We start from the raw sequence: 22,471 nt of genomic DNA, 5'->3' as shown, positions 1-22,471 counted from the left end.
CTCCTCAAGTGGTCTGGAAGGTACGGCGGTACGTGTCGGGCGGGACTCCTACGACGCGTTTGAACTGGCGGCGGAGTGTGGTGGCCGTGCCCATGCCGGTGGCGACGGCTACTGACTCGATGCTGTGAGGCGTGGATTCCAGCAGTTCCTGGGCGCGGCGTATGCGCTGGGTGAGGAGCCATTGGAGTGGCGTCTGACCCATGACGGCGCGGAACTGGCGGCCGAGGTTGCGGGTGCTCATGTTGGCCTGCTTGGCCAGGTCCGTGACGGTCAGCGGCTCGTCGAGGCGTTCCTGCGCCCAGGCGAGCAGGCCGGCCAGCAGGTGGTCGCCGGAGACCTGCATCGGAGTGGCGACGAACTGCGCTTGCCCGCCGGGTCGGTGGGGAGGCATGACTAGGCGGCGGGCCACCGTGTTCGCGATGATCGCGCCGTGGTCCAGGTGGATCAGGTGGATGCAGAGGTCGACCGCTGCCGCCTTCCCCGCCGCAGTGAGCACGCTGCCGTTGTCGGTGTAGAGCACGTCCGGATCTATCAGCGCCTTGGGAAACCGGGCGCTGAGGTCGTCCGTGTGAGCCCAGTGAGTGGTGGCGCGGCGGCCGTCCAGCAGTCCGGCGGCGCCGAGTGCGAAGGCTCCTGTGCAGAGGGACGCGATGCGCGCACCTGCCTCGTGAGCGGCGCGGAGGGCGTCGACGAGTTCGGCCGGTGGCGGTACGTCGACATCGGCGCAGGCCGGTACGAGCACGGTGTCGGCGGTGAGCAGGCGTTGCAGGCCGTACTCGGGCTCGAGCGTGAAAGGCCCGATCTCCACCGGTTCGGGTCCGCACAGCAGTACGTCGTACCAGTCGGCGCGGGGGACTTCCTCAGGGGGCGTGCGGAAGATCTCGTAGGCCACCGCCAGCTCGAAATGCAGGAGGTGGCCGGCCGTCGCCAGCGCGATCGTGTGCATGTCCGAAAGTGTACGCATGATGGCGTTCCGGACACTCACTGCAAAGGGCTGATTCCGGCGAGAGTTGACCCATGCAGACAGCGAAGACAGTCGTGGTTTACGGAGCGACCGGGCACACCGGTCGCTTCATCGTCGCCGAACTCGTCAGGCGGGGTTACGTCCCGATCCTCTCCGGCCGGGATGCGGCGCGGCTCGAAGTACTGGCGAAAGAGTGGGACGGCGTGGCCGTGCGAGCTGCGACGGTGGATGACCCGGAGTCGTTGGATCAGGCGCTTGCCGGTGCGGATGCGGTCATCAACAGTGCCGGGCCGTTCGCTGTCACCGCGGGGCCGTTGGTCGAGGCCGCTTTGCGTGCGGGCATCCCGTACCTCGATGTCGCGGCGGAGATCGAGGCGAATGCCGGGACGTTCGCGGACTATGCGGAGGCGGCTCGGGAGGCGGGCGTTGCCGTAGTACCGGCGATGGCTTTCTTCGGTGGGCTGGGCGACTTGCTCGTCACGGCGGCTATGGGTGACTGGACCAGCGCTGACGAGGCGCACATCGCTTATGGGCTCACCAGTTGGCACCCGACGCAGGGGACCCGTACTGCGGGGGCCGTGTCCCACCAGCGTCGTGCGGGCCAGCGGGTGCGGTTCCGGGATGGCGAGTTGCAGTACCACGAGGACAAGCCGGTGCAGCAGGACTGGGAGTTCCCGGAGCCACTTGGCAAGCGCGCTGTGATCGCGGAGTTCACCATGGCCGACGTGGTCACCGTGCCTAGCCACCTGGCCATCCCTGAGGTCCGCAACTACATGGCAGTCGAAGCCGCCAGAGACCTGGCCGGCGAAGACACCCCGGCGCCGGTAGCCGTCGACGACCAGGGCCGCTCGGACCAGACCTTCGTGGTCGACGTAGTAGTCCGCGCAGGCGACGCCGAACGCCGCATCACGGCCAGCGGCCAAGACATCTACGCCATCACCGCGCCGCTGGTCGTAGAGGCCACGCACCGCATCCTCACGAACCAAACCCACGCCATCGGCGTCACCTCAGCCGGCAAGATCTTTGACGCCAAAGACTTTCTCGGGTCCCTGTCCCCGGTCTTGCTGACCTTCTGAAACGGCAGTGGCCGCGGGGAATGTCCCCGCGGCCACCAGGTGGAGCTACTTCAGTGGCCCAGTGAGCGGGCTACCAGGATGTCGGTCTTGCGGACGGGGGCGCCGTCTACCGGGGCCGGGTCTTCAGCGGTGGGCTGGACGCCGGCTGCGGCGATCTTGTCGAGGGCCTTGAGGCCGAGGCGGTCGACTGTGCCGAAGATGGTGTAGTTCGGGCGCAGGCGGGAGTCGGCGAAGACCAGGAAGAACTGGCTGCCGTTGGTGTTCGGGCCGGCGTTCGCCATCGCCAGGGTGCCGCGGGCGTAGACCTTGCGCTCGCCGGTGGTGTCGCCAGGCCAGGTCGGCAGGCCGGTGGGGAGCTCGTCCTTGTACGAGTAGCCCGGGCCGCGCTCACCGGTGCCGGACGGGTCGCCGCACTGGAGCACCTTGAGGGTGTCGTAGAGCGTCAGCCGGTGGCAGGTGGTGAAGTCGTAGAAGCGGCTCTTGGCCAGGTGCAGGAAGCTCTGCACGGTGCAGGGTGCCTTCGCCCGGTCCAGGGTCAGGAACATCGGTCCCTGGTTGGTGGCCAGTACCACCTTCACCACGCCCTTGTTCGGTGTGGGCTGCGGGTCCGGCGGCAACGACACCGGCCGCGGTGACGGGTCCTCGGGCGTCGCGGTGTAGCCGCACGGCCCGCTGGTGGTCGTCGGGGTGGCCTGGTCAGCGGCAGGCTGCGCCAGCGCCGTACCGGTGGTGGTCAGCAGTCCTGCGACGGTCAGCGCCGCACAGGCGATGACACTGGTGGCTCTCATCGATGGGTCTCCTCTAGGGCGTTCGGGATCAGCCGGTGGCCGGCGCCGAAGCTCCACAGGTCGCGCAGCGCGTCGGCAGCGTCACGCTAACGGCTGATCAGCCCGCCGGGAAGGCGAATACGGCACCAAGGCTCAGAGGTTGTACGCCGGTGGGTGGTGCGGCTGGTAGAGGCCGACGGTGCCGCCACCGGGGAGCCGGAGGCTGGTGAGGATGCCCCAGCGCTGCTCCTGGGGTGGGTCAGGGAACTCGACGCCGTGGGACTCCAGGTCGGCGATCGTCTGGGTGAGGTCGTCGCACATCAGGAACAACTCGTGCGACTCCTGCCCCTCGGTGGGATGCACGGCCACCTCGGCCGGCGGGAGTTTGAAGATCAGCCAGCCGTGGCCGGCGTCGACGTGCGGATAGCCGAGCACGTCGCGCAGAAAGGCGCGGTCGGCCTCGGCGTCCTGGCTGTAGATGATGACGTGCGCTCCGTTGATCATCAGTCGACTGTAAGGCGCCCCGGGTTTGCTCGGGATAAATCGGGTACAGTGTACCCAGTTTGATCTTCGAGAGGGGTTGGATTGAGTCGCACGAAGTGGTTGACGGCTGGGATCGCGGCGATGGGGCTGGTCCTCAGCGGGGTGGTGCCGGGGACAGCTGTGGCGGGGACCGGTGGGTGCAAGGAGCTGGAGATTCCGGTGGCGATGTCCGCCGGGCGACCGGTGGACGCCAAGATCTCGGGGACCTGGTGCCGTCCGCGTGGCCGGGATCGCGGCGTGCTGCAGGTGCTGATCGCAGGCGGTGGGTACGACCGCAACTACTGGAGCTGGCGAGGTGACCCGCGTGGGCCGTCGTACGTCGAGGCGATGAATCGGGCCGGCTACGCGACCTTCGCGCTCGACCGGATCGGCACGGGCAAGAGTTCCGCGCCGCCGAGCAGTGCGTTCGCTCCCGACAGTCAGGTCTCGACGATCCATCAGGTACTCCGCGCCTTCGGCGAGCGGCGGATCGTGCTGGTGGGCAACTCGCTCGGTTCCACGATCTCCCGGATGATCGCCGTGCATCACCCGGAGGACGTCGACGGGCTGATCCTCACGGGGGAGTCGAGCACACCCAACTGGCCCGTGTTCGAGCAACTCGGCGCCGACTACATCACGGCCGCTCAGCACCCGTTGCTGGCCGGCCGCGGGCTCGACGACGGGTACGGCGTACTGCGGCCCGGCGTACGGCGCAAGTGGTTCTACTGGGGGCCGACGGCTGCCGATCACGTCGTTGCTCGGGACGAGGCGAACCCTGAGCCCGACGTCTATCCGAGCGATCCCGAGTTCGGTTCGGTCCTGCTCAACCGCAAGATCAAGGTGCCGGTGCTCGTCGTGGTCGGCGAGCACGACCGCCTGATCTGCGGCCAAGGTGCCTCTGACTGCTCCAGCTCAGCCGCTCTGCTCGCCGGTGAACGCCCGTACTACGCTCCGGCGCTCGACCTGCAAGCACTGGTCGTCCCCGACACCGGACACGTCCTCAACCTGCACCGGACGGCACTGGTCCTGTACCGCCAGCTAGCCCGCTGGGCTGACCAGCACTAGGCGACAGCTCGGCCCAGTGGGTTGCCGGAAGTCTCGGCAAGGGCAGCGGCCACTGTGCGGGCGTTGGCGAGGAACTCCTCGTCCGGCACGCGCGGCAGGAGGTCGTCCCAGGCAGCAAGCATCGGGCCGCGCATTTGCATCATGCCGAGCGGCCTGGCCAGGAACCAGACATGGAAGTGCTCACTGCCGTCGCCCCAGCGGCTGAAGTGAGTCCTGGCGACTCCGGGGATCCGGCGGATCGCACCTGCGGTCCGCTGGATCATCGGGCCGAGTGTGGTGGTCAGCTCTGGCGGCAGCTCGTCCAGCCGGAGGTGCTCCCGCGGGACAAGCAGCGCCACCAGTGGCAAACCGGTGGCCTCGAAACCTGCCTTCAGCAACCATTGGTCGTCACCCCAGATCGCATCTCGCTCTGGTTCGGCGCAGGTCGGGCAGGGCGCGCCGCCGGGCTCACCCGCGCGCGGCGGCTCGGGTAGTACCGGCTCGGCCAGCGGGACGACTTTTAGCTCGCCATCGAACGGGAAGAACGGTCCGCCCAGCACTGGGTCGGCCGGTACGCGTTCGCCGTACGGGAGCCGACGGTGGTAGTCGGTGGGCAGTTCCACATCGCTCATGCCCGAACTCTGCCCACCCGGGGCCGGAGATGTCACGACGATTACCGTTTGTGGCATGGCAACAGACGGGCAGCCGGAGCTGGCAGAGGTACTGGGGTTGGAGCGGCACCCGGAGGGCGGGTGGTTCCGGGAGACCTGGCGGTCGGACGTGTCCTTCCAGCCCGACGGGTACGACGGGCCCCGGGCGAGTGCTACCGCCATCTACTTCCTGCTGGCGCCGGGGGAGGAGTCGCGGTGGCACCGGGTGCGTTCAGCGGAGATCTGGCTGTGGCACTCGGGTGGACCGCTGACACTCGAGCTCGGCGGAACCGGCGACGACCCGGCCGAACCCGAAGCGATCACGCTCGGACCGGACGTGAAAGCCGGCCAGCACCCGCAGGCCGTAGTACCGGCGGGTGCTTGGCAGGCTGCGCGTCCAGCGGGAGATCAGCCGGTGCTGGTCTCCTGCATCGTCTCGCCAGGCTTCGACTTCGCAGACTTCACCCTGCGCTAGATCAACACTGTCGCAAGGGCCTCGTAGCCCGGCAGCAGGTCAGGACCTTCCTTGCCGAGCTGCTGCACGACGACCTGGTCGGCGCCGGCGTCCAGGTGCGCCTGGAGGCCTTCGGCGATCTCCACTGCGGTGCCGTGCAGCACCAGCGTGTCCACCAGCTCGTCGCTGCCGCCGTTGTCGATGTCCTCGTCGCTGTAGCCGAGCCGCTTCAGGTTGCTCGTGTAGTTGCTCAGCTTGAGGTACGACGCGAGGTAGTCGCGGGCAACCGCCCGGGCGATCTCGTCATCGGTCTCGAGCAGCACCTTCTGCTCCGGTACCAGCAGTGCGCGGGAACCCAGCGTCTCGCGGGCCCGCCGGGTGTGCTCGGGAGTGGTCAGGTAGGGGAGGGCACCTGCCGTCCGCTCGGCCGACAGCTTCAGCACCCGCGGCCCGAGTGCGGCCAGCATCCGGCGATCCACCGGGACCTTGCCGTCGTCGAGCGCGTCCAGATAGTCGACGATCGACTCGTACGGCGACTTGTACTCCCGGTCGCGTTCCGGATGCCCGATGCCGACGCCCAGGACGAACCGCCCGGGGTGCTCCTCCTCCAGCCGGTGGTACGACTCCGCCACCGGGGCCGCGTCGTCCTTCCACAGGTTCACGATGCTCGTCCCGACCACGACCGAACTCGTCGAGGCCAGCAGTACCTCGGCATCGCGCAGGTCGGCCGCGGGCGAGGCGCCGATCCAGAGAGCGCCGTACCCCGCCTGCTCCACCCCCGCGGCGAGCTCGGGACCCCATTTGTCCGCCTGGTGCCAGACTCCGAACCGTCCCAGATCGACCGCCACGTCGTGCTCCTCTCGTCGACACCCTCGAAAACGACAACCGTTCTACAACGGCAACAGCGGGCGGAGCTGTCACCATTCCAGCCTGGATCGCCTCACCTGGCAACGATGACAGGTGCAAGCATCCCCGACTGGCGGCCAGCACTCAACGATGGTTGCGCAAGCAACGAGTGGGCCGCCGCCGCGATCGCCTGTCCAGCAGGGGATTTCGTTGGCCGTTCAACCTCTGCCCGGGTTTCCGGGCGGGTACCGGAAGGTAGCTGAACGGGTTAAGAAAACCCTTGTGTGAAAGAGCACGGTAAAGATTTAACCGGACCGACGCGGGTCGCCCCCGCGCGTCGGTCGGGACAAGACCAACCGGTCAGGTGGTATGAACCCGGCGGGCTTACACTCGGCAGCGACCTGGCGTTCCCAACCCCTTGAAACGCCCGGGCCGCGGACCACAACGACGTGAGCCGCCGGCGACGCGGATGGCAGTTGCTCCGAGTCGTCACCTGGATACGGAAGAAGGGCAAGTTGTGAAGGTCGGAGTTCCGAAGGAAGTCAAGAACCACGAGTACCGGGTGGCGATCACCCCGGCCGGTGTGCACGAGCTGGTGCGGTTCGGTCACGAGGTTCTGATCCAGCAGGGGGCCGGTACCGGTTCGCTGCTCACCGATGAAGAGTTCGTCGCGGCGGGCGCCCGGATCGTCCCCACCGCCGACGAGGTCTGGGCCGAGGCCGAACTGGTGCTGAAGGTCAAGGAGCCAGTGGCCGAGGAGTACCACCGGATGCGCAAGGGGCAGGTGCTGTTCACTTACCTGCACCTGGCCGCGAGCCGCGAGACCACGGCCGCGCTGCTGGACTCGGGCATCACCGCAATCGCGTACGAGACGGTCCAGCTTCCGGACGGTTCGCTGCCGCTGCTCGCCCCGATGAGTGAGGTGGCCGGCCGGCTGGCGCCGCAGGCAGGGTCCTACCACCTGATGGCCAACGGCGGCGGCCGCGGCATCTTGATGGGCGGCGTTTCCGGCGTGCACTCGGCCCGGGTGGTCGTGATCGGTGCCGGTGTCGCCGGGATGAACGCAGCCGCGATCGCGCTCGGTATGCAGGCCGAGGTGCAGCTGTTCGACAGCAACATCGCCCGCCTGCGGGACGCCGACCGGACCTACCAGGGCCACCTGCGCACGGTCGCGTCGAACGCCTTCGAGATCGAGCGGGCGGTGCTCGACGCCGACTTGGTCATCGGGGCCGTCCTGGTCACCGGAGCCAAGGCGCCGAAGCTGATCAGCAACGAGCTGGTCTCCCGGATGAAGCCGGGCAGCGTGCTGGTCGACATCGCGATCGACCAGGGTGGCTGCTTCGAGGACTCGCGTCCCACCACCCACGCCGACCCGGTCTACCGGGTGCACAACTCGCTGTTCTACTGCGTCGCCAACATGCCGGGCGCCGTCCCGAACACCTCGACGTACGCGCTCACCAACGTGACTCTCCCGTACGCCGTGGAGCTGGCGAACCTGGGCTGGCGGGAGGCCCTGAAGCAGGACCACAGCCTCGCGCTCGGCCTGAACACCTACGACGGCCACATCACCTACGGCCCGGTCGCGGACGCGCACGACCTGGACCAGCTGAAGCTCGACGAGGTGCTCGTCTGAGCCGGGAGATCACCCGGGCGGTCAGCTCGTACCTCGACCACCTGACGGTCGAGCGCGGGCTGGCCCCCAACACCTTGGCGTCGTACCGCCGCGACCTGCGCCGGTACGACGCCTACCTGGCGAGTGTGGACATCGACAGCCTCGCCAGGATCTCGGAGGCCGTCATCGGCGACTTCCTGATGCGCCTGCGCGAAGGGGACGCCGACCATCCGCCACTGACCGCGTCCAGTGCGGGCCGGACCGTTGTAGCGGTCCGTGGGTTCCACAAGTTCCTCCTGCGTGAGGGGCTGACCGCTGTCGACCCGGCGACCGCAGTGAAGCCGCCGACACCGCCGAAGCGGTTGCCCAAGGCCCTGGCGGTTGACGAGGTGACCCGGATCCTCGCTGCTGCGGCCGGGGCGGACGCGGAGCCCGCAGTACTGGCTACTCGGGATGCTGCGCTGCTGGAGTTCCTGTACGGGACGGGAGCGCGCATCTCGGAGGCGGTCGGGCTGGACGTGGATGACATCGACCTGGAGACCGGTGCGGTGCTCCTGCGCGGCAAGGGCAGCAAGGAACGCGTCGTACCGGTCGGCTCCTACGCCCGCGACGCGCTGTCGGCGTACCTGGTGCGTGGCCGGCCGGACCTCGTGCAGAGGGGACGTGGGACGCATGCCCTCTTCCTCAACGCCCGCGGCGGCCGCCTGTCCCGCCAAAGCGCCTGGACCGTACTACGCCGCGCAGCAACGCGAGCAGGCATCGACAAGGAGATCTCCCCGCACACCCTGCGCCACTCCTTCGCCACCCACCTCCTGGACGGCGGCGCCGACGTCCGCGTAGTCCAGGAACTCCTAGGCCACGCCTCCGTCACCACCACCCAGATCTACACCCTCGTAACGGTAGACAAACTCCGCGAGGTCTACGCCACCTCCCATCCGAGGGCGCTCTCGAGCTAGCACGTGCCGTGGCTTGGCGCAACGAGTTGTGCGGGCGACTTCGCCGGCGCACAGCCTCGCTTTCAGAGCGCAGGCGGGTCTGAAGCTGGGGGCATGAGTGCTTCAGGCCAGGAGTTGGCCATTGTTCAGTCAGCGGCCACCGCAGTCGCTTCCATCGCCACAACCACCTCGGCGATCATCGGGCAGATCAGGGCGACCGGGTTGGTCAGGGCCGAGGATCGGGAACGGCTCCGGCTCACCCTGCGGGCGCTGCGGCATCAGGAGGTGTCCGCGCATCTGGCGCGACTTGGCATGGTCAACATGAACCACATGTTCGACCTGCACGACCTGGCTGACTCCAAGGCCACCAGTCCGGTCCAGTACGCCGAGGCGCTGCGGATCGCGCATCAGACGACCCGGGCCCTGGCGGCGAACCTCGACGACCTGGCCAGGAATCTGCGATGAGACGCCTCGGCAAAGGCCGGCGGAAGCGTTCACCCCAGACGACCGAGCTCCCGTATCCCGGCGATGACCTGGCGCAGCAACCTGCTGAAGTGCCGCCTCTCGGACCGCCTGCCGGAGCGCCGCTCCACGGCGTACCGCCTAGTGGAGCGATCGACCAGGGGACGGCACCTGCGCCTCCGGCAGGGCCGGTCGAGCGGCGGCGACATGTCACCGAGGCCGACCTGGAGGCGTTGCTGGGGGAGGTGCTCGGCGTGATCGTCCAGTGGAGTGAGCGGCAGGGGCATGCCGGTGTCCCGCCACAGCTGATCCTTGGTCAGCTGAACGCACTCACCCAGGCGTACGGCACTGCTCTGCGACCCGAGGGGCGGTAGTGGACTTCCCGGGACTCATCGTCCTGGTCGCTGTGATCGTCGGCTGCGTGCTCACGCTCTGGTGGCTGATCCAGTGGGACGACGGAGACGGGCTACCAGGTCGCGTCAAGCGATCGCTGGCCTTCAACCGGGCGAAACGCGCCAGCGACGAGATCGCGGACGACGGGAAGCGCCGCATCCGGGACCTGTAGACCACCTCCGACCCCCAAGGTCCTGTAGTCCTCTTGACTGGTGCCGTCGAGCACAGGAGGAGGAACCTAGCCGATGTACTACGAAGACAGTGGCGGGCATGGCGATCCGGTACTGCTGCTGCCCGGGTGGGGCGGGAGCATTGCCGACCTTGACCGGCTTCGGCGGGGTCTGGTGGAGGGGTTTCGGGTTGTGGCTGCTGATTTGCCTGGGTGTGGGCGGTCGGAGGCGCGGAGTTATACGGCTGACTTCTATCGGGAGGATGCTGTGGCGTTTCTGGGGCTGCTTGATCGGCTGGGGATTGGCGCTGCTCATCTGGTGGGGTTCAGTGATGGGGGTGAGGTGGCGTTGTTGATGGCTGCGCTGGCTCCTGGGCGGGCGTTGTCGGGTGTCGCGTGGGGAGCGGCAGGGCAGGTGGTGGAGCCGGCGGAGGGATTTGGGCCGTTGGTGCGGTTGCTGGATGAGCCGAGTGAGCGGCTGCTGCCGTTGGCGGCGTACCTGGCTGAGGCGTACGGCCCTGAACGGGCGCGGGCGATGGCTGCCGGCTGGGGAGGTGCTCTGCGGGACATCGTTGCGGCTGGTGGCGACATCAGCTTGTCGCGGGCTGCTGAGATCACTTGTCCGGTACTACTGGTTGTCGGGTCGGATGATCCGTACTGCCCGGCCGATGTGGTTCAGGAGTTGGCGCAGGCGATTCCGCGGAGCCGGTTCGTGGAGCTGGAGAACGTCGGGCATGACGTGCATCTGGTCGCGCCCGATCTGCTCACCGGGGTGGTGCTCGACTGGCTCGGTGGCCACTGACCGCGAGGGGGACCCGGCGGAGCGTAGTACGGAGCGGTGTGCGATCATTCCGTCACGGTCGGTCACTCTGGCGGGGTGATCGACTCTGCCTGGAAGGTCGGCCGACCCCGCTGCGGAGTGGCTGGTTGAGAGTGCTTGAATGCACGCTTACAGTCGCTGGGATCGCCCGTATCGGTTGAAAGGTTTGACGAGTCATGAACGAGTCGACATTCCCGGGCACCCAGCACCTGTCGTCGTCGACGGAACCGATGTCGTCGACTCCTGACCCGGCGCCCGCCACGCCCGTACCACCCGCTGCACCACCAGTCGAGGCACCAGCCGTGACAACGGCCGAGACACCAGCACCGACGACCCCGGTTCCGCCCCGGACCGTCACCCCACCCGGTAACTATGCGGAGATGCCCAGGCCGACGGCCAAGCTCACCGCGGAGGACTTGCACCCTGTGAATGAGCCGAACGGCGCGATCGGCAAGATCGGCCCGACAGGACGGCCGTTGCCCGTCCTGCCGGACGTGTTGCCGCCGACCCGGCGCGGTCCCGCGCAGGTGATCGCCATGTGCAACCAGAAAGGTGGCGTCGGCAAGACCACGACGACCATCAACCTCGGTGCCGCGATCGCCGAGACCGGGCGCAAGGTGCTGCTGATCGACTTCGACCCGCAGGGCTCGGCCTCGATCGGTCTCGGCGTGCAGCCGCACGACCTGGAGATCTCGGTCTACAACCTGCTGATGCAGCGCGACATCACCCCCGACGAGGTGATCCGGCCGACCAAGGTGGAGAACCTCGACCTGCTGCCGGCCAACATCGACCTGTCCGCGGCCGAGGTCCAGCTGGTCCAGGAGGTCGCCCGCGAGTACACGCTGTCGCGCGTGCTCGAGCCGATCATCCCGCTGTACGACGTGATCCTGATCGACTGCGCGCCGTCGCTGGGCCTGCTCACCGTGAACGCGCTGACCGCGTCGAACGGCATCGTCGTCCCGCTGGAGTGCGAGTTCTTCGCGCTGCGCGGACTCGCGATGCTGACCGACACGATCGGCAAGGTGCAGGACCGGCTGAACCCGAAGCTGGAGATCGTCGGCATCCTCGGCACCATGTTCGACGGGCGCACCACGCACGCCCGGGAAGTGCTCGACCGGGTCGTCCAGGCCTTCGACGAGCGGGTCTTCCACACCGTCATCCGGCGTACCGTCAAGTTCCCCGAGACCACGGTCGTCGGCGAACCGATCACGACGTACGCGCCGTCCTCATCTGCGGCTACCCAGTACCGCGACCTTGCCAAGGAGGTGCTCGCGCGTTGTCCCGCCGGGTGAGCCTGCCAGGTGCCAGCGAGCTGTTCGGGGGTGCGGCACCGAAGCAGACCAGACCCGAGAAGCGCACCACCACTGACGGATCGTCGCTGGCCGACGACCGCCCCGGTTCCAACGGACGGGCCCGTACGGCCGTCGTCGAGGACCGCAAGTCCAGTGGACGGATCCGGCACGACACGAAGATCACCGTGTACGTGACGGAGGAAGAGCTGCTCGGACTCGAACAGACTCGGCTCGCGTTGCGGGCCGAGCACGGCCTGACGGCCGACCGCGGCCGGATCGTCCGGGAGGCGATCGACGTGCTGCTGGCCGACTTCGTCGACCACGGACCGGACTCGGTACTGGTGCAGCGCCTCCGGGCCGCGGAGTGACCGGGCGATGAGTGACGCCCTGGCTCCCGGAGCCTCCGCGGCTGACGCGGCGGAGACTCCGGAGCCGCCGATCGACCTGCCCGGGGTAGCGGACCCGGAGTCGCCGGTGGTGACCGAGCCCAAGGGCTTCAGCGTTCACCTGGTCAACTTCGAGGGACCGTTCGACCTGCTGCTGCAGCTGATCAGCAAGCACAAGCTGGACATCACCGAGATCGCGCTGTCGGTGATCACCGACGAGTTCATCGCCCACATCAAGGCGCTGGGGTCGGAGTGGGATCTCGACCAGACGTCGGAGTTCCTGCTGATCGCGGCGACCCTGCTGGATCTCAAGGCGGCCAGGTTGCTGCCGCAGGGTGACGTCGAGGATGCGGAGGACCTGGCACTGCTGGAGGCGCGGGACCTGTTGTTCGCGCGGTTGCTGCAGTACCGCGCGTTCAAGCAGATCGCGGCGCTGATGCAGGTGCGGATGGCCGAGGAGGCCAAGCGTTTCCCGCGGGCGGTGGGGATGGAGCCGCGGTTCGCGGACCTGCTGCCCGAGGTGTTGCTCGGGGTGGATCCCGAGGGGCTGGCGAAGCTGGCGGCGCGCGCGTTGGCGCCGAAGAAGGACGTGGTGCCGGAGGGGGTTTCACTGGCCCACTTGCACGCACCGGCTGTCACCGTGCGCGAACAGGCGCTGGTGATCGTGGACCGGTTGCGGCGACAGCGCAGTACGACGTTCCGGATGCTGGTGTCGGACTCGCCGGACACGGTGACGACGGTCTGCCGGTTCTTGGCGTTGCTGGAGCTGTTCCGGGAGGCGGCGGTCACGTTCGACCAGGAGACGCCGCTGGGGGAGCTGACGATCCGCTGGACCGGCAGCGACGAAGGCGAGATCGCGGTCGGCGACGAGTTCGACGAGGTCCCGGCGCCGGCCGACGAGGACGGCGAGGCCCCGGTCGTCACCGACGAACCCGACTTCCTGGAGCCCGGCGAAGAACTGACCGAGCCCGACCCGGAGCCCGACGCAGAGCCGCACGAAGAGCCCGAAACCGGGCCGGACGAGCACGAGACGGTGAACCAGTGACCGACCAGAACCCGCAAAACCCCACCACCGACGCCCTAGAGTCGGTCACCACCACCGAACACTCCCTCGACCCCGCACCCACCGAGGAGCCAACTGCTGAGGTCGCACCCGCTGAAGAGGCGCCGGTTGAGGCGGCACCCGCCGATGAGATGCAGGCTGAGGCGGCACCCGCCGACGAAGCGTCCGGTGAGGACGAGCTCTCCGGAGCGGCCTCCGGTGAGGCGCCTTCCGTCGACGGTGCGTCTGGTGAGGGCGTTGCCGAGGTGGCGGCGGATGGGGTGGTGGTTGAGGGGGATGTTGGGGCGTTGCTTGAGGTGGAGGACGTGGTGGTGGGGGATGACGCCATCGACGACGACACCATGCGGCGGGCTTTGGAAGCGATTTTGATGGTGACGGATGAGCCGTTGCCTGCGCTCACGTTGGCTCGGACGGTGGGGCGGGCGGTTCCTGACGTCACGGCGGCGCTGAACGGGTTGTCGGAGGAGTACACCGAGCAGCGGCGCGGGTTCGACCTGCGGGAGGTCGGGGGCGGGTGGCGGTACTACACGCGTGCGGACGCTGCGCAGTACGTCGAACGCTTCGTCCTGGATGGTCAGCAGGCTCGGCTGACGCAGGCGGCGCTGGAGACGTTGGCTGTGGTCGCGTACAAGCAGCCGGTCAGCCGGGCGCGCGTCTCCGCCATCCGCGGCGTGAACGTCGACGGTGTGATGCGGACGCTGATCACTCGTGGGCTGGTCGAGGAGGCGGGAGCTGACACGGAGTCGCAGGCGACGCTGTACCGCACCAGCTCGTACTTCCTCGAACGCATGGGCATGCAGTCACTGGACGACCTGCCGGAGCTCGCCCCGTACCTCCCCGACATGGACGACATGGAGGAGGAACTAGCAGCCCAAGCAACACCGCAGGAGCCGACCCCAGAAGACCCCGAGGGCCCGCTGGAAAACGACCTAGCCCCGCCACCCGCGCCCGCCGAAGTCGAAACAGACGACGACGAGGGCGACGAGGCCGCCGAGGGCGACCCCGCTGCGGATGAGGGCGATGACGTCGCGGAGCCTGCACCTGCCGACGATGCGGTGGGCGACGTAGCGGACGCTGGCAGCGTGGAGGCTGACGCTGCAGGCGCGGCCGCAGAGATTGACGGCACGGTGGAAGCTGGCGGGGCGGTCGAGGTTGGTGGAGCCGACGAAGGCGAGGCGGACGAGCCGGCCGCGGACGGAGCGGAGGACGGCGCCGAGGCGGACGAGCCAGCGGCGGACGAAGCGGGCGACGCCGCCGAGGTGGACGAGCCGGAAGTGGGTGACGGCGCTGGGGGTGATGTGGCGGGGGACAGCGCCGCGGGGTCCGCGGCTGCTGACGATGTAGTGGGTGACGTAGCGGACGGCGACGGCGCGGGCGATGAGAGGGCCGCTGGGGTGGCGGTGGATGCTGGGAGTGGTGGGGTGGGAGCGGATGCTGGGGTGGGGTCCGGGGATGATGGGGTTGGCGGTAGCGGGCGTGTGGATGATGAGTGGGATGAGAGTGGGACTCGTGGTTGAGGAGGAGGGTGGGATCCGGCTGCAGAAGGCGTTGGCTCAGGCGGGGGTGGCCAGCCGGCGGGCAGCTGAGGAGTTGATCGGGCAGGGGCGCGTCGAGGTCGACGGGCAGGTGGTGACCGAGTTCGGGACCCGGGTGGATCCGGCCGTCTCCGTCATCCGGGTGGACGGCGAGCGGATTCCGCCGGTCACCGCGCACGTCTACATCGTGCTCAACAAGCCACGCGGCGTGGTGACCACGATGTCCGACCCGCAAGGCCGGCCGTGTATCGCCGACTACGTGCACGACCGTCCCGAGCGGTTGTTCCACATCGGGCGGCTCGACACCGACACCGAGGGCCTGCTGCTGCTCACCAACCACGGGGAGTTTGCCCACCGCCTCGCGCACCCGTCGTACGAGGTCTCGAAGACCTATGTCGCCGAGGTCGAGGGCAACGTGAAGCCGGCGGTACTACGCCGCCTGCTCGACGGGGTGAACCTCGAGGACGGCCCGGCCCAGGCCGACACCGTCCGCGAGATCTCCAGCATCAAGGGCCGGACCCTCGTGCAGATCACTCTGCACGAGGGTCGCAACCGGATCGTCCGCCGAATGTTCGACGCCATCGGTCACCCGGTCAAACGCCTCACCCGGACGGCGATCGGCCCGGTCCGCCGCGGCAACCTGCACACCGGCGAACTCCGCGAGCTCGACAGCAAGGAACTCGGCCAGCTCCTCGACCTCGTCGACCTCTGACGGGCTTACTCGCCGAAGAGGTGTCCCGACTCCGGGGTGTCGGCGAAGAAGCGGAAGTAGTGCGGATCGCCGAAGGTGGCCGGCACCTTGCCGAGCCCCCGGATCAAGGTGGCCGTGCCGTTGGCGTGGCCGACGGCGTACAGGTAGCCGGCCTTGGTCTCCTTGTCGATGCCCAGCAGCAGGGTGCTCTGGCTGCCGCACTTCACGGCGACCAGTGAGTCGAAGTTCTGCCAGGTCGACGACCGGACCTTCTTCACCACCGGCGCCGCGGACCCGCTGGTGTACACCCGGATCGTGTAGAGCGCGCCACCGTAGGTGTTGGCCAGGAAGGTGTCGTACGTCGCGGTCTGGCTGATCAGCGCCATCGTCTTCACCGACGCGAAGCCGTTGTAGGCCTTGCGGTTCCGCCAGCCGGTCGTCGGGGTGACCGTCCAGCGGGTGAGCGCGAAGTCGAGGAGCGCATAGGTGTTCTGCCGGACGGCCGTGGTGCCGTAGTAGACGCTGCGGTCGAAGTACCGATGGTTCGGGGCCCAGCCGCCGCCGATCAGCCTCTGTGCGACGGAGCCGGGCACCGTCCCGCCGCTGCCGTCCAGGGTGTAGCCGGTCTCATACATGCGATCACCGAGCACGACAAAGCCGCCCCGCTGCTCACCGGCCGGTACTACGGGCTCGAAGCCGAGTGAGCTCGGCAGCCGGGCAGCACCGTCGGGGTACAGGTTCGTGGGGCGCACCACCGGCGTACTGGCCGTCAGTGGCGTGGTGGCCTTGATCACCTGGACCTTGTGGTCGCCACCCGCTGTCACGGAGCCCAGCCCGAGACCACAGACTGTCGCGGCACTTGTTGTACCAGCTGCCTGCGCCGGCGCGGACACCAACGTTGCGGCCAGTAGCGCACCACCCAGTACTGCGGACGCGGACCGTGTTCTCCACCTTCTCGTCATATGTTTTTCTCCTTGTTCAGTCGGACCATCACCTAGCTCGATGCGGGGTGCGAGCCAAAGGTTGCGAGGCAAACGAAGGGTGGTCGCGCAGCGTCACTCGCCGTTCAGGTTGCCCGATTCGGGGACGTCCCAGAACAGGCGTGAGTAGAACGAGTCGTCGAAGGTCCTGCTGACGGTGCCCGGCGTCACCGTGCTGAGGCCCATGCCGCAGACGGTCGTGGCGGTCTGTGCGTGGCTCGATGCGACTGTCGGCGGAAGGGTTGTGGGCAACGAAGCGGAAACGGCGCGCCTGGGACTCGGCCCGATTGTCGGAGCGGGGTCGTAGGGTGGGGACTGTGAACCGGCGAATCTTCGGCCTGGAGAACGAGTACGGAGTCACCTGCACTTTTCGCGGTCAGCGCCGACTGACCCCCGATGAGGTGGCCCGGTACTTGTTTCGGCGCGTCGTGTCCTGGGGGCGGAGCAGCAACGTCTTCCTCCGCAACGGGGCCCGGCTCTACCTCGACGTGGGCTCCCACCCGGAGTACGCGACCGGCGAGTGCGATTCGGTCACCGACCTGATCGCCCATGACAAAGCGGGCGAGCGGATCCTCGAAGGACTGCTCGTCGACGCGCAGAAGCGGCTGCACGACGAGGGCATCTTCGGCGACGTCTACCTGTTCAAGAACAACACCGACTCGGCCGGCAACAGCTACGGCTGCCACGAGAACTACCTGGTCAGCCGGCACGGCGACTTCGCCAAGCTGGCCGACGTCCTGATCCCGTTCCTGGTCACCCGGCAGCTGATCTGCGGCGCCGGCAAGGTGCTGCAGACGCCGCGCGGCGCGGTGTACTCCGTGTCGCAGCGCGCCGAGCACATCTGGGAGGGCGTCTCCAGCGCGACCACCCGGTCCCGCCCGATCATCAACACCCGCGACGAGCCGCACGCGGACGCCGAGCGGTTCCGCCGGCTGCACGTGATCGTCGGCGACTCGAACATGTCCGAGACCACGATGCTGCTGAAGGTGGCCAGCACCGATCTCGTCCTGCGGATGATCGAGGCCGGCATCGTGATGCGCGACCTGACCCTGGACAACCCGATCCGGGCGATCCGCGAGATCAGCCACGACATGACCGGGCGCCGCGAGGTGCGGCTGGCCAACGGCCGCGAGGCGAGCGCGCTCGACATCCAGGGTGAGTACCTGACCAAGGCCCGTGACTTCGTCGACCGGCGCGAGCTCGGGACGCCGGCGGTCGAGCGGGCGCTGTCGCTGTGGGAGCGGACCCTGAAGGCGATCGAGTCCGGCGACCTGTCCGGGATCGAGCGCGAGATCGACTGGGTGATCAAGTACCGGCTGATCGAGCGCTACCGCCAGCAGAACAACCTCGGCCTCGCCAGCCCGCGGGTCGCCCAGCTGGACCTGGCGTACCACGACATCCACCGACCGCGTGGGCTCTACTACTTGCTCGAGCGCAAGGGCGCCGTCACCCGCGTGGTCGACGACCTGCGGGTGTTCGAGGCCAAGTCGGTGCCGCCGCAGACCACGCGGGCCCGGCTGCGCGGCGAGTTCATCAAGCGGGCGCAGGAGCGCAGGCGCGACTTCACCGTCGACTGGGTCCACCTCAAGCTGAACGACCAGGCCCAGCGCACGGTGCTCTGCAAGGACCCGTTCAAGTCCCACGACGAGCGAGTCGAGAAACTCATCGCCAGCATGTGACGCGGCGGCGGCCACCGGTACGGCGTACCGGTGGTTGCTGTGAGTGTGCAGGGAGCATGCTGTGAGTGGGCGGGGAGTGGGCGGGGAGTCCGGCACGCGGGGTGACGCGACGCTGCGTGATGTGATCGAACGGTGACTCAGGCGACTGGGGTTCGGTTTGGCCTCTCAGGCTAGGGTGGGCGAGTTCATCTGGCCGTACAGCCAGGCGGGCCCGCCGTACCGGCTGTGGCCTGCCGTGAGATTTCGAGGTGCTCGTTCGTGCGCAAGCTGTTGAGTCTGGTCGCGGTGCTGGCGCTGGGGTCGTCCCTGGTTGCCTGCGGCTCCGAGGAACCCAAAGCCGGGGGCGGCGACTTCGGCAAAGCCGGGATCAAGGTGACCGAGGAGTTCGGCAAGAAGCCGACCGTCACCCACAAGGACGGGGAGCCGGACAAGGCCCTGGTGACCGAGGTGCTCAAGGAGGGCGACGGTCCGGAGGTCAAGAAGGGCGACTACCTGACCGCCAACTACCTGGGCCAGATCTGGCGTGACGGCAAGGTGTTCGACAACTCCTACGACCGCGGCGCGCCCTCGTCGTTCCCGATCGGCATCGGCAGCGTCATCGCGGGCTGGGACGAGGCACTGGTCGGCAAGAAGATCGGCAGCCGTGTCGTGCTGTCGATCCCGTCCGACAAGGGCTACAAGGAGAAGGGCAACCCCGACGCCGGTATCAAGGGCGACGACACGCTGATCTTCGTCGTCGACCTGGTCGGTGCGACCTCGAGCAAGACCAAGCTGGACGCCGAGCCGGTCGCCGCGCCCGCGACGCCGTTCAAGGTCACCGGTGAGCTGGACGCCGAGCCGAAGGTGACGGTGCCCGCCGGTACCAAGCCGCCGGCCAAGCCGGGCAAGCCGGTCGTCATCGCCACCGGCAAGGGCAAGCCGATCGCGAAGGGCGACCAGTTGGTCGGCCGGTACGTCGTCTTCGACTACGCCGGCAAGAAGAAGGCCAGCACCTGGGACGCGCAGCCGGCCTCGCAGGCCGGTCCGGCCCAGCCGCCGTCGCCGACCGACAAGCTGCAGGTCGGCCCGGGTCCGAACGGTCAGACCGGCGCGCTGGACGGCCTGGCGGGCATGCCGGTCGGCAGCCGCGTGCTGGTCGAGCTGCCGGCGAGCAAGGACGAGAAGGGCAAGGCGGTCAACGCCTTCGCCATCATCGACGTGCTGAACGCCTTCCCGGCGCCGAAGCAGCAGTAAAAGAAACAGCAGTAAAAGAAGAAGGTTGTGAGGGGTGGCTTCCCGGCGCCGAAGGAGCAGTAGGCAGCCCGAGCAGCAGTAGCCTGGTTGTAGTGGTGGGGGTGGGGCGGCGGTGCTTCGGCACCACCACCCCACCCCCACCCGCATGTCCGGCCGCCGTCAGCGCCGCCGCTTGGCGCGGAACCAGCGGTTGGCGTCCGGCTGGTACATGAGTACGACGGCGGTGATCACCGCCGTCACGTGGATGGCGCGGATCGCCGCGAAGGCGAAGAAGCCCGGGCTCAGGTCGATCGCGCCGAAGTCCTCATCGGTGCGCAGCCACTCGATCGGCCCGATCAGCAGGGTCGCCATCCCGACCACGCCGAGCAGCCCGGCGAGCAGGTGCCGCGACCAGTTGCGGCCGAGCCGGAAGTACTTGTCGATCACCACGAACAGCCCGCCGTACACGATGGCGCGGAAGCCGACCTGCGCGACGATCGCCGCCGCCGGCATCGACCCGTCGCTGATCGCGTCGATGGCCCCGAGGACCGACTCGGCCACCCCGGCGCCGACCGCGAGGAACCACGCGCCGGTCGCTGCCCGGACCGCAACCGGCGGCTCGCTGGAGACGACGTCGTGGATGGTGAGGGTGCGCTCCGTGGTTGCCATGCTTCCACTCTCGCCGCCCGGCAGCGCCGAATCAGGAGTACTGAGACCCCGACCCGGGTGGTGGTACGTCCACCAGCCCAGCGGTCAGCCGCGCTCCGGTCCAGCCGTACGACGGGTCGCCGCGCCGGCCGCGTGCGCCGCCCCCTGAGCGATCCCGGACTGGGCGATCCCGGGCTGAGCGATCCCGGGCTGAGCGATCCCGGACTGAGCGATCCCCGGCTGAGCGATCTCGGCCTGTGCGGCCGGCGCCTCGGTGGTGAGCACGGTCTGCTGGCGTTCGACGTGGGCGTAGAAATCCTGCTGGGACGCGACATAGGCCATCACATCGATGTCCTGCGGAAGCTTCACCGGTGCATCGAAGACCCGGGTGTGGGCCGCGACCAGCAGAGCCCGGATGCTCGCGTCACCGCCGCGCTGGTACTCCGGGCCCTGGTAGATGAAGTACTCCGCCTCGACGAAGGCCCGGCGGGCTGCCGGATCCTCCAGCAGGTCGGTTCGGCCACTGGCGCGTTGAGCCTCGAGCCCGGCGAGGTTGGTGAACGCTGCCTGCTGCAGAGCCTTGCGGTCGGCTTCGGTACCCGTCAGCGTGCAGTAGAAATCCTTGACGTCCTCCGGCACGTTGCGCATCACCGCCGCCGAGCGGCCGCGATGGATCTGGTTGCCGTTGACGGTGCTGCCGTCGGGCAGCCGAACCTTGTTCTGCAGGACTTCCGCATCCGGCGCCTCAGCGTCGAACCGCGCTGCGGCGATGTCGGCGAGCCGGTCCGCGAGGCGGCTGGCCGGTGTCTCGGTCCCACCGAAGAGCTTCCCCTGGCTGTCCATCCTCACGTCGCCGTCGCGATGGGTGCCCTTGCCGAAGGCGTCGGTGGCGGCTCCACGACCGATGGGCGTCCGGTAGCTCTCGGGGGTCGCGCCGGGCCGCTGACCGTCGGATCGCTGAGACAGGTCGTACCGCCACTGCGCCAGTTCGCGGTAGGTCTGCTCGAAGGCGTTCACCCGATCGGCCTGTGAGGTCGCTGCGTCCAGTAGCCCGTTCAGCCGGTCCAGCGCCTGGTTGGCGCCGCCGGCGTGGATCTGCGCGAACCTGGCCTGCTGGTCCCAGACCGCCGGGTTGCTCGACACCTGGATGAAATGCGGGGTGGGGAAGCTCGCCCCAGTGATCCTCACCGATTGCTCCTTCCGAACTCAGGGGGTATGTCCACCAGCCCGGCCGCGTGACGACCCGCGGCGGCGGCCGCTTCGAAGTACGCGCGATCTGCGTCGAGGTCCCGGCCCATGGTGGACAGCTTTACCGGCGCGGCCCGCAGGGCGTCGTACAGGCCGTCGACACCCACCCGTACTACGCGGTGCCGGCCCTTGAGTGGTTCTGCTGCGTCCCGGACGGCGTCACCGAACTCACCCGCCAGATCCGGTACTACGACGTCCGCCGGCTGCAGCGCGACTCGCCCGTACGCCGTGAGGCTGTGGTGCGAGATGCCCCGGTGCCGTGGTCGCGGGTCGGCCTCCGAGATCCGCAGGGACGCCACAGCCCTTCCACCCAGCGTGCCGACCGCGTTGACCGCCTCACCCGACTGGACGCCGGAGAAGCCCCAGCGGGTACCAGTACCGAGGTTGCCCGGCCCTTGCGTCAGTACGACGACCTCGGCCGCCAGCACATGCACTGCCGTCAGCAAACCGGTGTGGACCGTCACGGCCTCGCGGTCGCCGCCGTACGCCTGCCCGACGGTCACTGTCCCGCCGAGCCAGCCGGTGTCGCGCAGTGCCGCGACAGTGCGAGAGAACGCCAGCGGCAGCGCTCCACCGTCAGTCATCACGTAGATCACCCGAGTACCGGGCCGAGCCTCATACACACCAGCCAGTACTGCGGGCAGCGCGGAGTGCAGGTCAGCCACCACGACCGGCGTACCGAAGAGGTCGTCAGCATCACGCAGTACTGCGTGGTCCGGCGAGTCCTGCTCATCCGCACCGAGCACCATGGACTGCAGCGGCGTGTAGCGGGCCTTGACCAGGTGCCCACTCTCCGGCGGGTCCTCCGGCAGCCGGTCGGGGATGGCAACGACCAGCGCATACCCGCCGGTCCCCAGCCCGCGGTCCAGGGCACCGACGTTGAGCAGCACCCGATCACCCACCACGGGCGAGCCCACGAGGTCGGGGTAGGCCAGGGACCGCACGGCGCGATCCCCGACAGCTACCACCAGCTCCTGAGCGCCGGACCAGCTCCGCCCGAGCTCACTCACGACTCCTTCACGC

The 22,471-nt window shown here is 68.5% G+C and carries 24 protein-coding genes and 1 pseudogene; 16 read left to right on the top strand and 9 right to left on the bottom strand.

Going from position 1 to position 22,471, the window contains the following annotated elements:
* Positions 1 to 4 precede the first annotated feature (4 nt).
* Positions 5 to 946: a helix-turn-helix domain-containing protein gene (locus AB0F51_RS33700; RefSeq protein ID WP_360286472.1), complete on the bottom strand. Its 942-nt coding sequence runs from the start codon at positions 944 to 946 to the stop codon at positions 5 to 7.
* Between the two features lie 71 nt (positions 947 to 1,017).
* On the opposite strand from AB0F51_RS33700, the gene AB0F51_RS33695 reads away from it, so the two are divergent.
* Positions 1,018 to 2,040, top strand: a complete 1,023-nt coding sequence (locus AB0F51_RS33695) for a saccharopine dehydrogenase NADP-binding domain-containing protein (RefSeq protein WP_360286469.1) — start codon at positions 1,018 to 1,020, stop codon at positions 2,038 to 2,040.
* 50 nt (positions 2,041 to 2,090) lie between these two features.
* On the opposite strand, the gene AB0F51_RS33690 is transcribed toward AB0F51_RS33695, so the two are convergent.
* Positions 2,091 to 2,828 (bottom strand): peptidylprolyl isomerase, encoded by a 738-nt coding sequence (locus AB0F51_RS33690; protein ID WP_360286466.1) that lies wholly within the window; start codon positions 2,826 to 2,828, stop codon positions 2,091 to 2,093.
* A gap of 132 nt (positions 2,829 to 2,960) precedes the next feature.
* Positions 2,961 to 3,311 carry a VOC family protein gene (locus AB0F51_RS33685; protein WP_360286463.1) on the bottom strand — a complete coding sequence of 117 codons (351 nt, stop codon included), beginning with the start codon at positions 3,309 to 3,311 and terminating at the stop codon, positions 2,961 to 2,963.
* An 81-nt stretch (positions 3,312 to 3,392) separates the two neighbouring features.
* Here AB0F51_RS33685 and AB0F51_RS33680 point away from each other — a divergent pair, with 81 nt between their 5' ends.
* Positions 3,393 to 4,394 carry an alpha/beta hydrolase gene (locus AB0F51_RS33680; protein ID WP_360286461.1) on the top strand — a complete coding sequence of 334 codons (1,002 nt, stop codon included), beginning with the start codon at positions 3,393 to 3,395 and terminating at the stop codon, positions 4,392 to 4,394.
* On the opposite strand, the gene AB0F51_RS33675 is transcribed toward AB0F51_RS33680, so the two are convergent.
* Positions 4,391 to 5,005: a hypothetical protein gene (locus AB0F51_RS33675; RefSeq protein WP_360286458.1), complete on the bottom strand. Its 615-nt coding sequence runs from the start codon at positions 5,003 to 5,005 to the stop codon at positions 4,391 to 4,393. The genes AB0F51_RS33680 and AB0F51_RS33675 overlap by 4 nt on opposite strands.
* A gap of 55 nt (positions 5,006 to 5,060) precedes the next feature.
* On the opposite strand from AB0F51_RS33675, the gene AB0F51_RS33670 reads away from it, so the two are divergent.
* A complete protein-coding gene (locus tag AB0F51_RS33670; RefSeq protein WP_360286455.1) occupies positions 5,061 to 5,498 on the top strand; it encodes a cupin domain-containing protein in 438 nt (145 codons plus the stop codon).
* Here AB0F51_RS33670 and AB0F51_RS33665 read toward each other — a convergent pair.
* Positions 5,495 to 6,325 (bottom strand): LLM class F420-dependent oxidoreductase, encoded by an 831-nt coding sequence (locus AB0F51_RS33665; RefSeq protein WP_360286452.1) that lies wholly within the window; start codon positions 6,323 to 6,325, stop codon positions 5,495 to 5,497. The two genes, AB0F51_RS33670 and AB0F51_RS33665, sit on opposite strands and share 4 nt — an antisense overlap.
* 515 nt (positions 6,326 to 6,840) lie before the next feature.
* Between AB0F51_RS33665 and ald the strand changes: the two genes are divergently transcribed.
* From ald to AB0F51_RS33610, 11 genes and pseudogenes are all read left to right on the top strand, one after another.
* Complete coding sequence (ald, locus tag AB0F51_RS33660; protein WP_360286449.1) at positions 6,841 to 7,956, top strand: alanine dehydrogenase; 1,116 nt, start codon at positions 6,841 to 6,843, stop codon at positions 7,954 to 7,956.
* Positions 7,953 to 8,891 carry a site-specific tyrosine recombinase XerD gene (xerD, locus tag AB0F51_RS33655; RefSeq protein WP_360286532.1) on the top strand — a complete coding sequence of 313 codons (939 nt, stop codon included), beginning with the start codon at positions 7,953 to 7,955 and terminating at the stop codon, positions 8,889 to 8,891. The genes ald and xerD overlap by 4 nt, the downstream gene beginning before the upstream one ends.
* A gap of 93 nt (positions 8,892 to 8,984) precedes the next feature.
* Entirely contained in the window at positions 8,985 to 9,335 is a 351-nt protein-coding gene (locus AB0F51_RS33650; RefSeq protein ID WP_360286446.1) for a hypothetical protein, read from the top strand.
* Positions 9,332 to 9,706, top strand: coding sequence for a hypothetical protein (locus tag AB0F51_RS33645; protein WP_360286444.1), 375 nt, complete (start codon positions 9,332 to 9,334; stop codon positions 9,704 to 9,706). The genes AB0F51_RS33650 and AB0F51_RS33645 overlap by 4 nt, the downstream gene beginning before the upstream one ends.
* Entirely contained in the window at positions 9,706 to 9,897 is a 192-nt protein-coding gene (locus AB0F51_RS33640) for a hypothetical protein (protein ID WP_360286441.1), read from the top strand. The genes AB0F51_RS33645 and AB0F51_RS33640 overlap by 1 nt, the downstream gene beginning before the upstream one ends.
* Positions 9,898 to 9,970: 73 nt before the next feature.
* Positions 9,971 to 10,696 (top strand): alpha/beta hydrolase, encoded by a 726-nt coding sequence (locus tag AB0F51_RS33635; RefSeq protein ID WP_360286439.1) that lies wholly within the window; start codon positions 9,971 to 9,973, stop codon positions 10,694 to 10,696.
* Between the two features lie 473 nt (positions 10,697 to 11,169).
* Positions 11,170 to 12,006 (top strand): annotated as a pseudogene (locus AB0F51_RS33630) (ParA family protein); the annotation flags it as partial.
* Positions 11,991 to 12,374 carry a hypothetical protein gene (locus AB0F51_RS33625; RefSeq protein ID WP_360286436.1) on the top strand — a complete coding sequence of 128 codons (384 nt, stop codon included), beginning with the start codon at positions 11,991 to 11,993 and terminating at the stop codon, positions 12,372 to 12,374. The pseudogene AB0F51_RS33630 and the gene AB0F51_RS33625, both read left to right, overlap by 16 nt.
* Before the next feature lie 7 nt (positions 12,375 to 12,381).
* Positions 12,382 to 13,437 carry a segregation/condensation protein A gene (locus tag AB0F51_RS33620; RefSeq protein ID WP_360286433.1) on the top strand — a complete coding sequence of 352 codons (1,056 nt, stop codon included), beginning with the start codon at positions 12,382 to 12,384 and terminating at the stop codon, positions 13,435 to 13,437.
* Entirely contained in the window at positions 13,434 to 14,972 is a 1,539-nt protein-coding gene (gene scpB / locus AB0F51_RS33615) for an SMC-Scp complex subunit ScpB (RefSeq protein ID WP_360286430.1), read from the top strand. Before AB0F51_RS33620 ends, scpB begins: the two co-directional genes overlap by 4 nt.
* Entirely contained in the window at positions 14,950 to 15,702 is a 753-nt protein-coding gene (locus AB0F51_RS33610; RefSeq protein WP_360286427.1) for a pseudouridine synthase, read from the top strand. Before scpB ends, AB0F51_RS33610 begins: the two co-directional genes overlap by 23 nt.
* A gap of 5 nt (positions 15,703 to 15,707) precedes the next feature.
* On the opposite strand, the gene AB0F51_RS33605 is transcribed toward AB0F51_RS33610, so the two are convergent.
* Entirely contained in the window at positions 15,708 to 16,643 is a 936-nt protein-coding gene (locus tag AB0F51_RS33605) for a hypothetical protein (protein ID WP_360286424.1), read from the bottom strand.
* 335 nt (positions 16,644 to 16,978) lie between these two features.
* Between AB0F51_RS33605 and pafA the strand changes: the two genes are divergently transcribed.
* Both pafA and AB0F51_RS33595 read left to right on the top strand, forming a co-directional pair.
* A complete protein-coding gene (pafA, locus tag AB0F51_RS33600) occupies positions 16,979 to 18,340 on the top strand; it encodes a Pup--protein ligase (protein ID WP_112239386.1) in 1,362 nt (453 codons plus the stop codon).
* A 258-nt stretch (positions 18,341 to 18,598) separates the two neighbouring features.
* Positions 18,599 to 19,573 (top strand): FKBP-type peptidyl-prolyl cis-trans isomerase, encoded by a 975-nt coding sequence (locus AB0F51_RS33595; protein WP_360286420.1) that lies wholly within the window; start codon positions 18,599 to 18,601, stop codon positions 19,571 to 19,573.
* Positions 19,574 to 19,732: 159 nt separating this feature from the next.
* Here the strand turns inward: AB0F51_RS33595 and AB0F51_RS33590 are convergent, their stop codons facing one another.
* The 3 genes from AB0F51_RS33590 to AB0F51_RS33580 form a co-directional block, all read right to left on the bottom strand.
* On the bottom strand, positions 19,733 to 20,221 hold the full coding sequence (locus AB0F51_RS33590; RefSeq protein WP_360286417.1) for a hypothetical protein: 489 nt from the start codon (positions 20,219 to 20,221) through the stop codon (positions 19,733 to 19,735).
* Positions 20,222 to 20,305: 84 nt separating this feature from the next.
* Positions 20,306 to 21,388 carry a hypothetical protein gene (locus AB0F51_RS33585; RefSeq protein ID WP_360286414.1) on the bottom strand — a complete coding sequence of 361 codons (1,083 nt, stop codon included), beginning with the start codon at positions 21,386 to 21,388 and terminating at the stop codon, positions 20,306 to 20,308.
* The gene (locus AB0F51_RS33580) at positions 21,385 to 22,458 is read right to left on the bottom strand and encodes a DUF3866 family protein (protein WP_360286411.1); all 1,074 of its coding nucleotides are present in this window, start codon (positions 22,456 to 22,458) and stop codon (positions 21,385 to 21,387) included. Before AB0F51_RS33580 ends, AB0F51_RS33585 begins: the two co-directional genes overlap by 4 nt.
* Positions 22,459 to 22,471 lie beyond the last annotated feature (13 nt).

Source organism: Kribbella sp. NPDC023855 (genome assembly GCF_040639475.1).
In the GTDB taxonomy this organism is placed as follows: domain Bacteria; phylum Actinomycetota; class Actinomycetes; order Propionibacteriales; family Kribbellaceae; genus Kribbella.
This window is presented reverse-complemented; position numbering and strand designations above follow the sequence as displayed.

Excerpts from the sequence above, each read along its gene's own strand:
- AB0F51_RS33700 (WP_360286472.1), bottom strand. The coding sequence starts at position 946 with ATGCACACGATCGCGCTGGCGACGGCCGGCCACCTCCTGCATTTCGAG.
- AB0F51_RS33695 (WP_360286469.1), top strand. The coding sequence starts at position 1,018 with ATGCAGACAGCGAAGACAGTCGTGGTTTACGGAGCGACCGGGCACACC.
- AB0F51_RS33690 (WP_360286466.1), bottom strand. The coding sequence starts at position 2,828 with ATGAGAGCCACCAGTGTCATCGCCTGTGCGGCGCTGACCGTCGCAGGA.
- AB0F51_RS33685 (WP_360286463.1), bottom strand. The coding sequence starts at position 3,311 with ATGATCAACGGAGCGCACGTCATCATCTACAGCCAGGACGCCGAGGCC.
- AB0F51_RS33675 (WP_360286458.1), bottom strand. The coding sequence starts at position 5,005 with ATGAGCGATGTGGAACTGCCCACCGACTACCACCGTCGGCTCCCGTAC.
- AB0F51_RS33670 (WP_360286455.1), top strand. The coding sequence starts at position 5,061 with ATGGCAACAGACGGGCAGCCGGAGCTGGCAGAGGTACTGGGGTTGGAG.
- AB0F51_RS33650 (WP_360286446.1), top strand. The coding sequence starts at position 8,985 with ATGAGTGCTTCAGGCCAGGAGTTGGCCATTGTTCAGTCAGCGGCCACC.
- AB0F51_RS33645 (WP_360286444.1), top strand. The coding sequence starts at position 9,332 with ATGAGACGCCTCGGCAAAGGCCGGCGGAAGCGTTCACCCCAGACGACC.
- AB0F51_RS33635 (WP_360286439.1), top strand. The coding sequence starts at position 9,971 with ATGTACTACGAAGACAGTGGCGGGCATGGCGATCCGGTACTGCTGCTG.
- AB0F51_RS33620 (WP_360286433.1), top strand. The coding sequence starts at position 12,382 with ATGAGTGACGCCCTGGCTCCCGGAGCCTCCGCGGCTGACGCGGCGGAG.
- AB0F51_RS33610 (WP_360286427.1), top strand. The coding sequence starts at position 14,950 with ATGAGAGTGGGACTCGTGGTTGAGGAGGAGGGTGGGATCCGGCTGCAG.
- AB0F51_RS33605 (WP_360286424.1), bottom strand. The coding sequence starts at position 16,643 with ATGACGAGAAGGTGGAGAACACGGTCCGCGTCCGCAGTACTGGGTGGT.
- AB0F51_RS33590 (WP_360286417.1), bottom strand. The coding sequence starts at position 20,221 with ATGGCAACCACGGAGCGCACCCTCACCATCCACGACGTCGTCTCCAGC.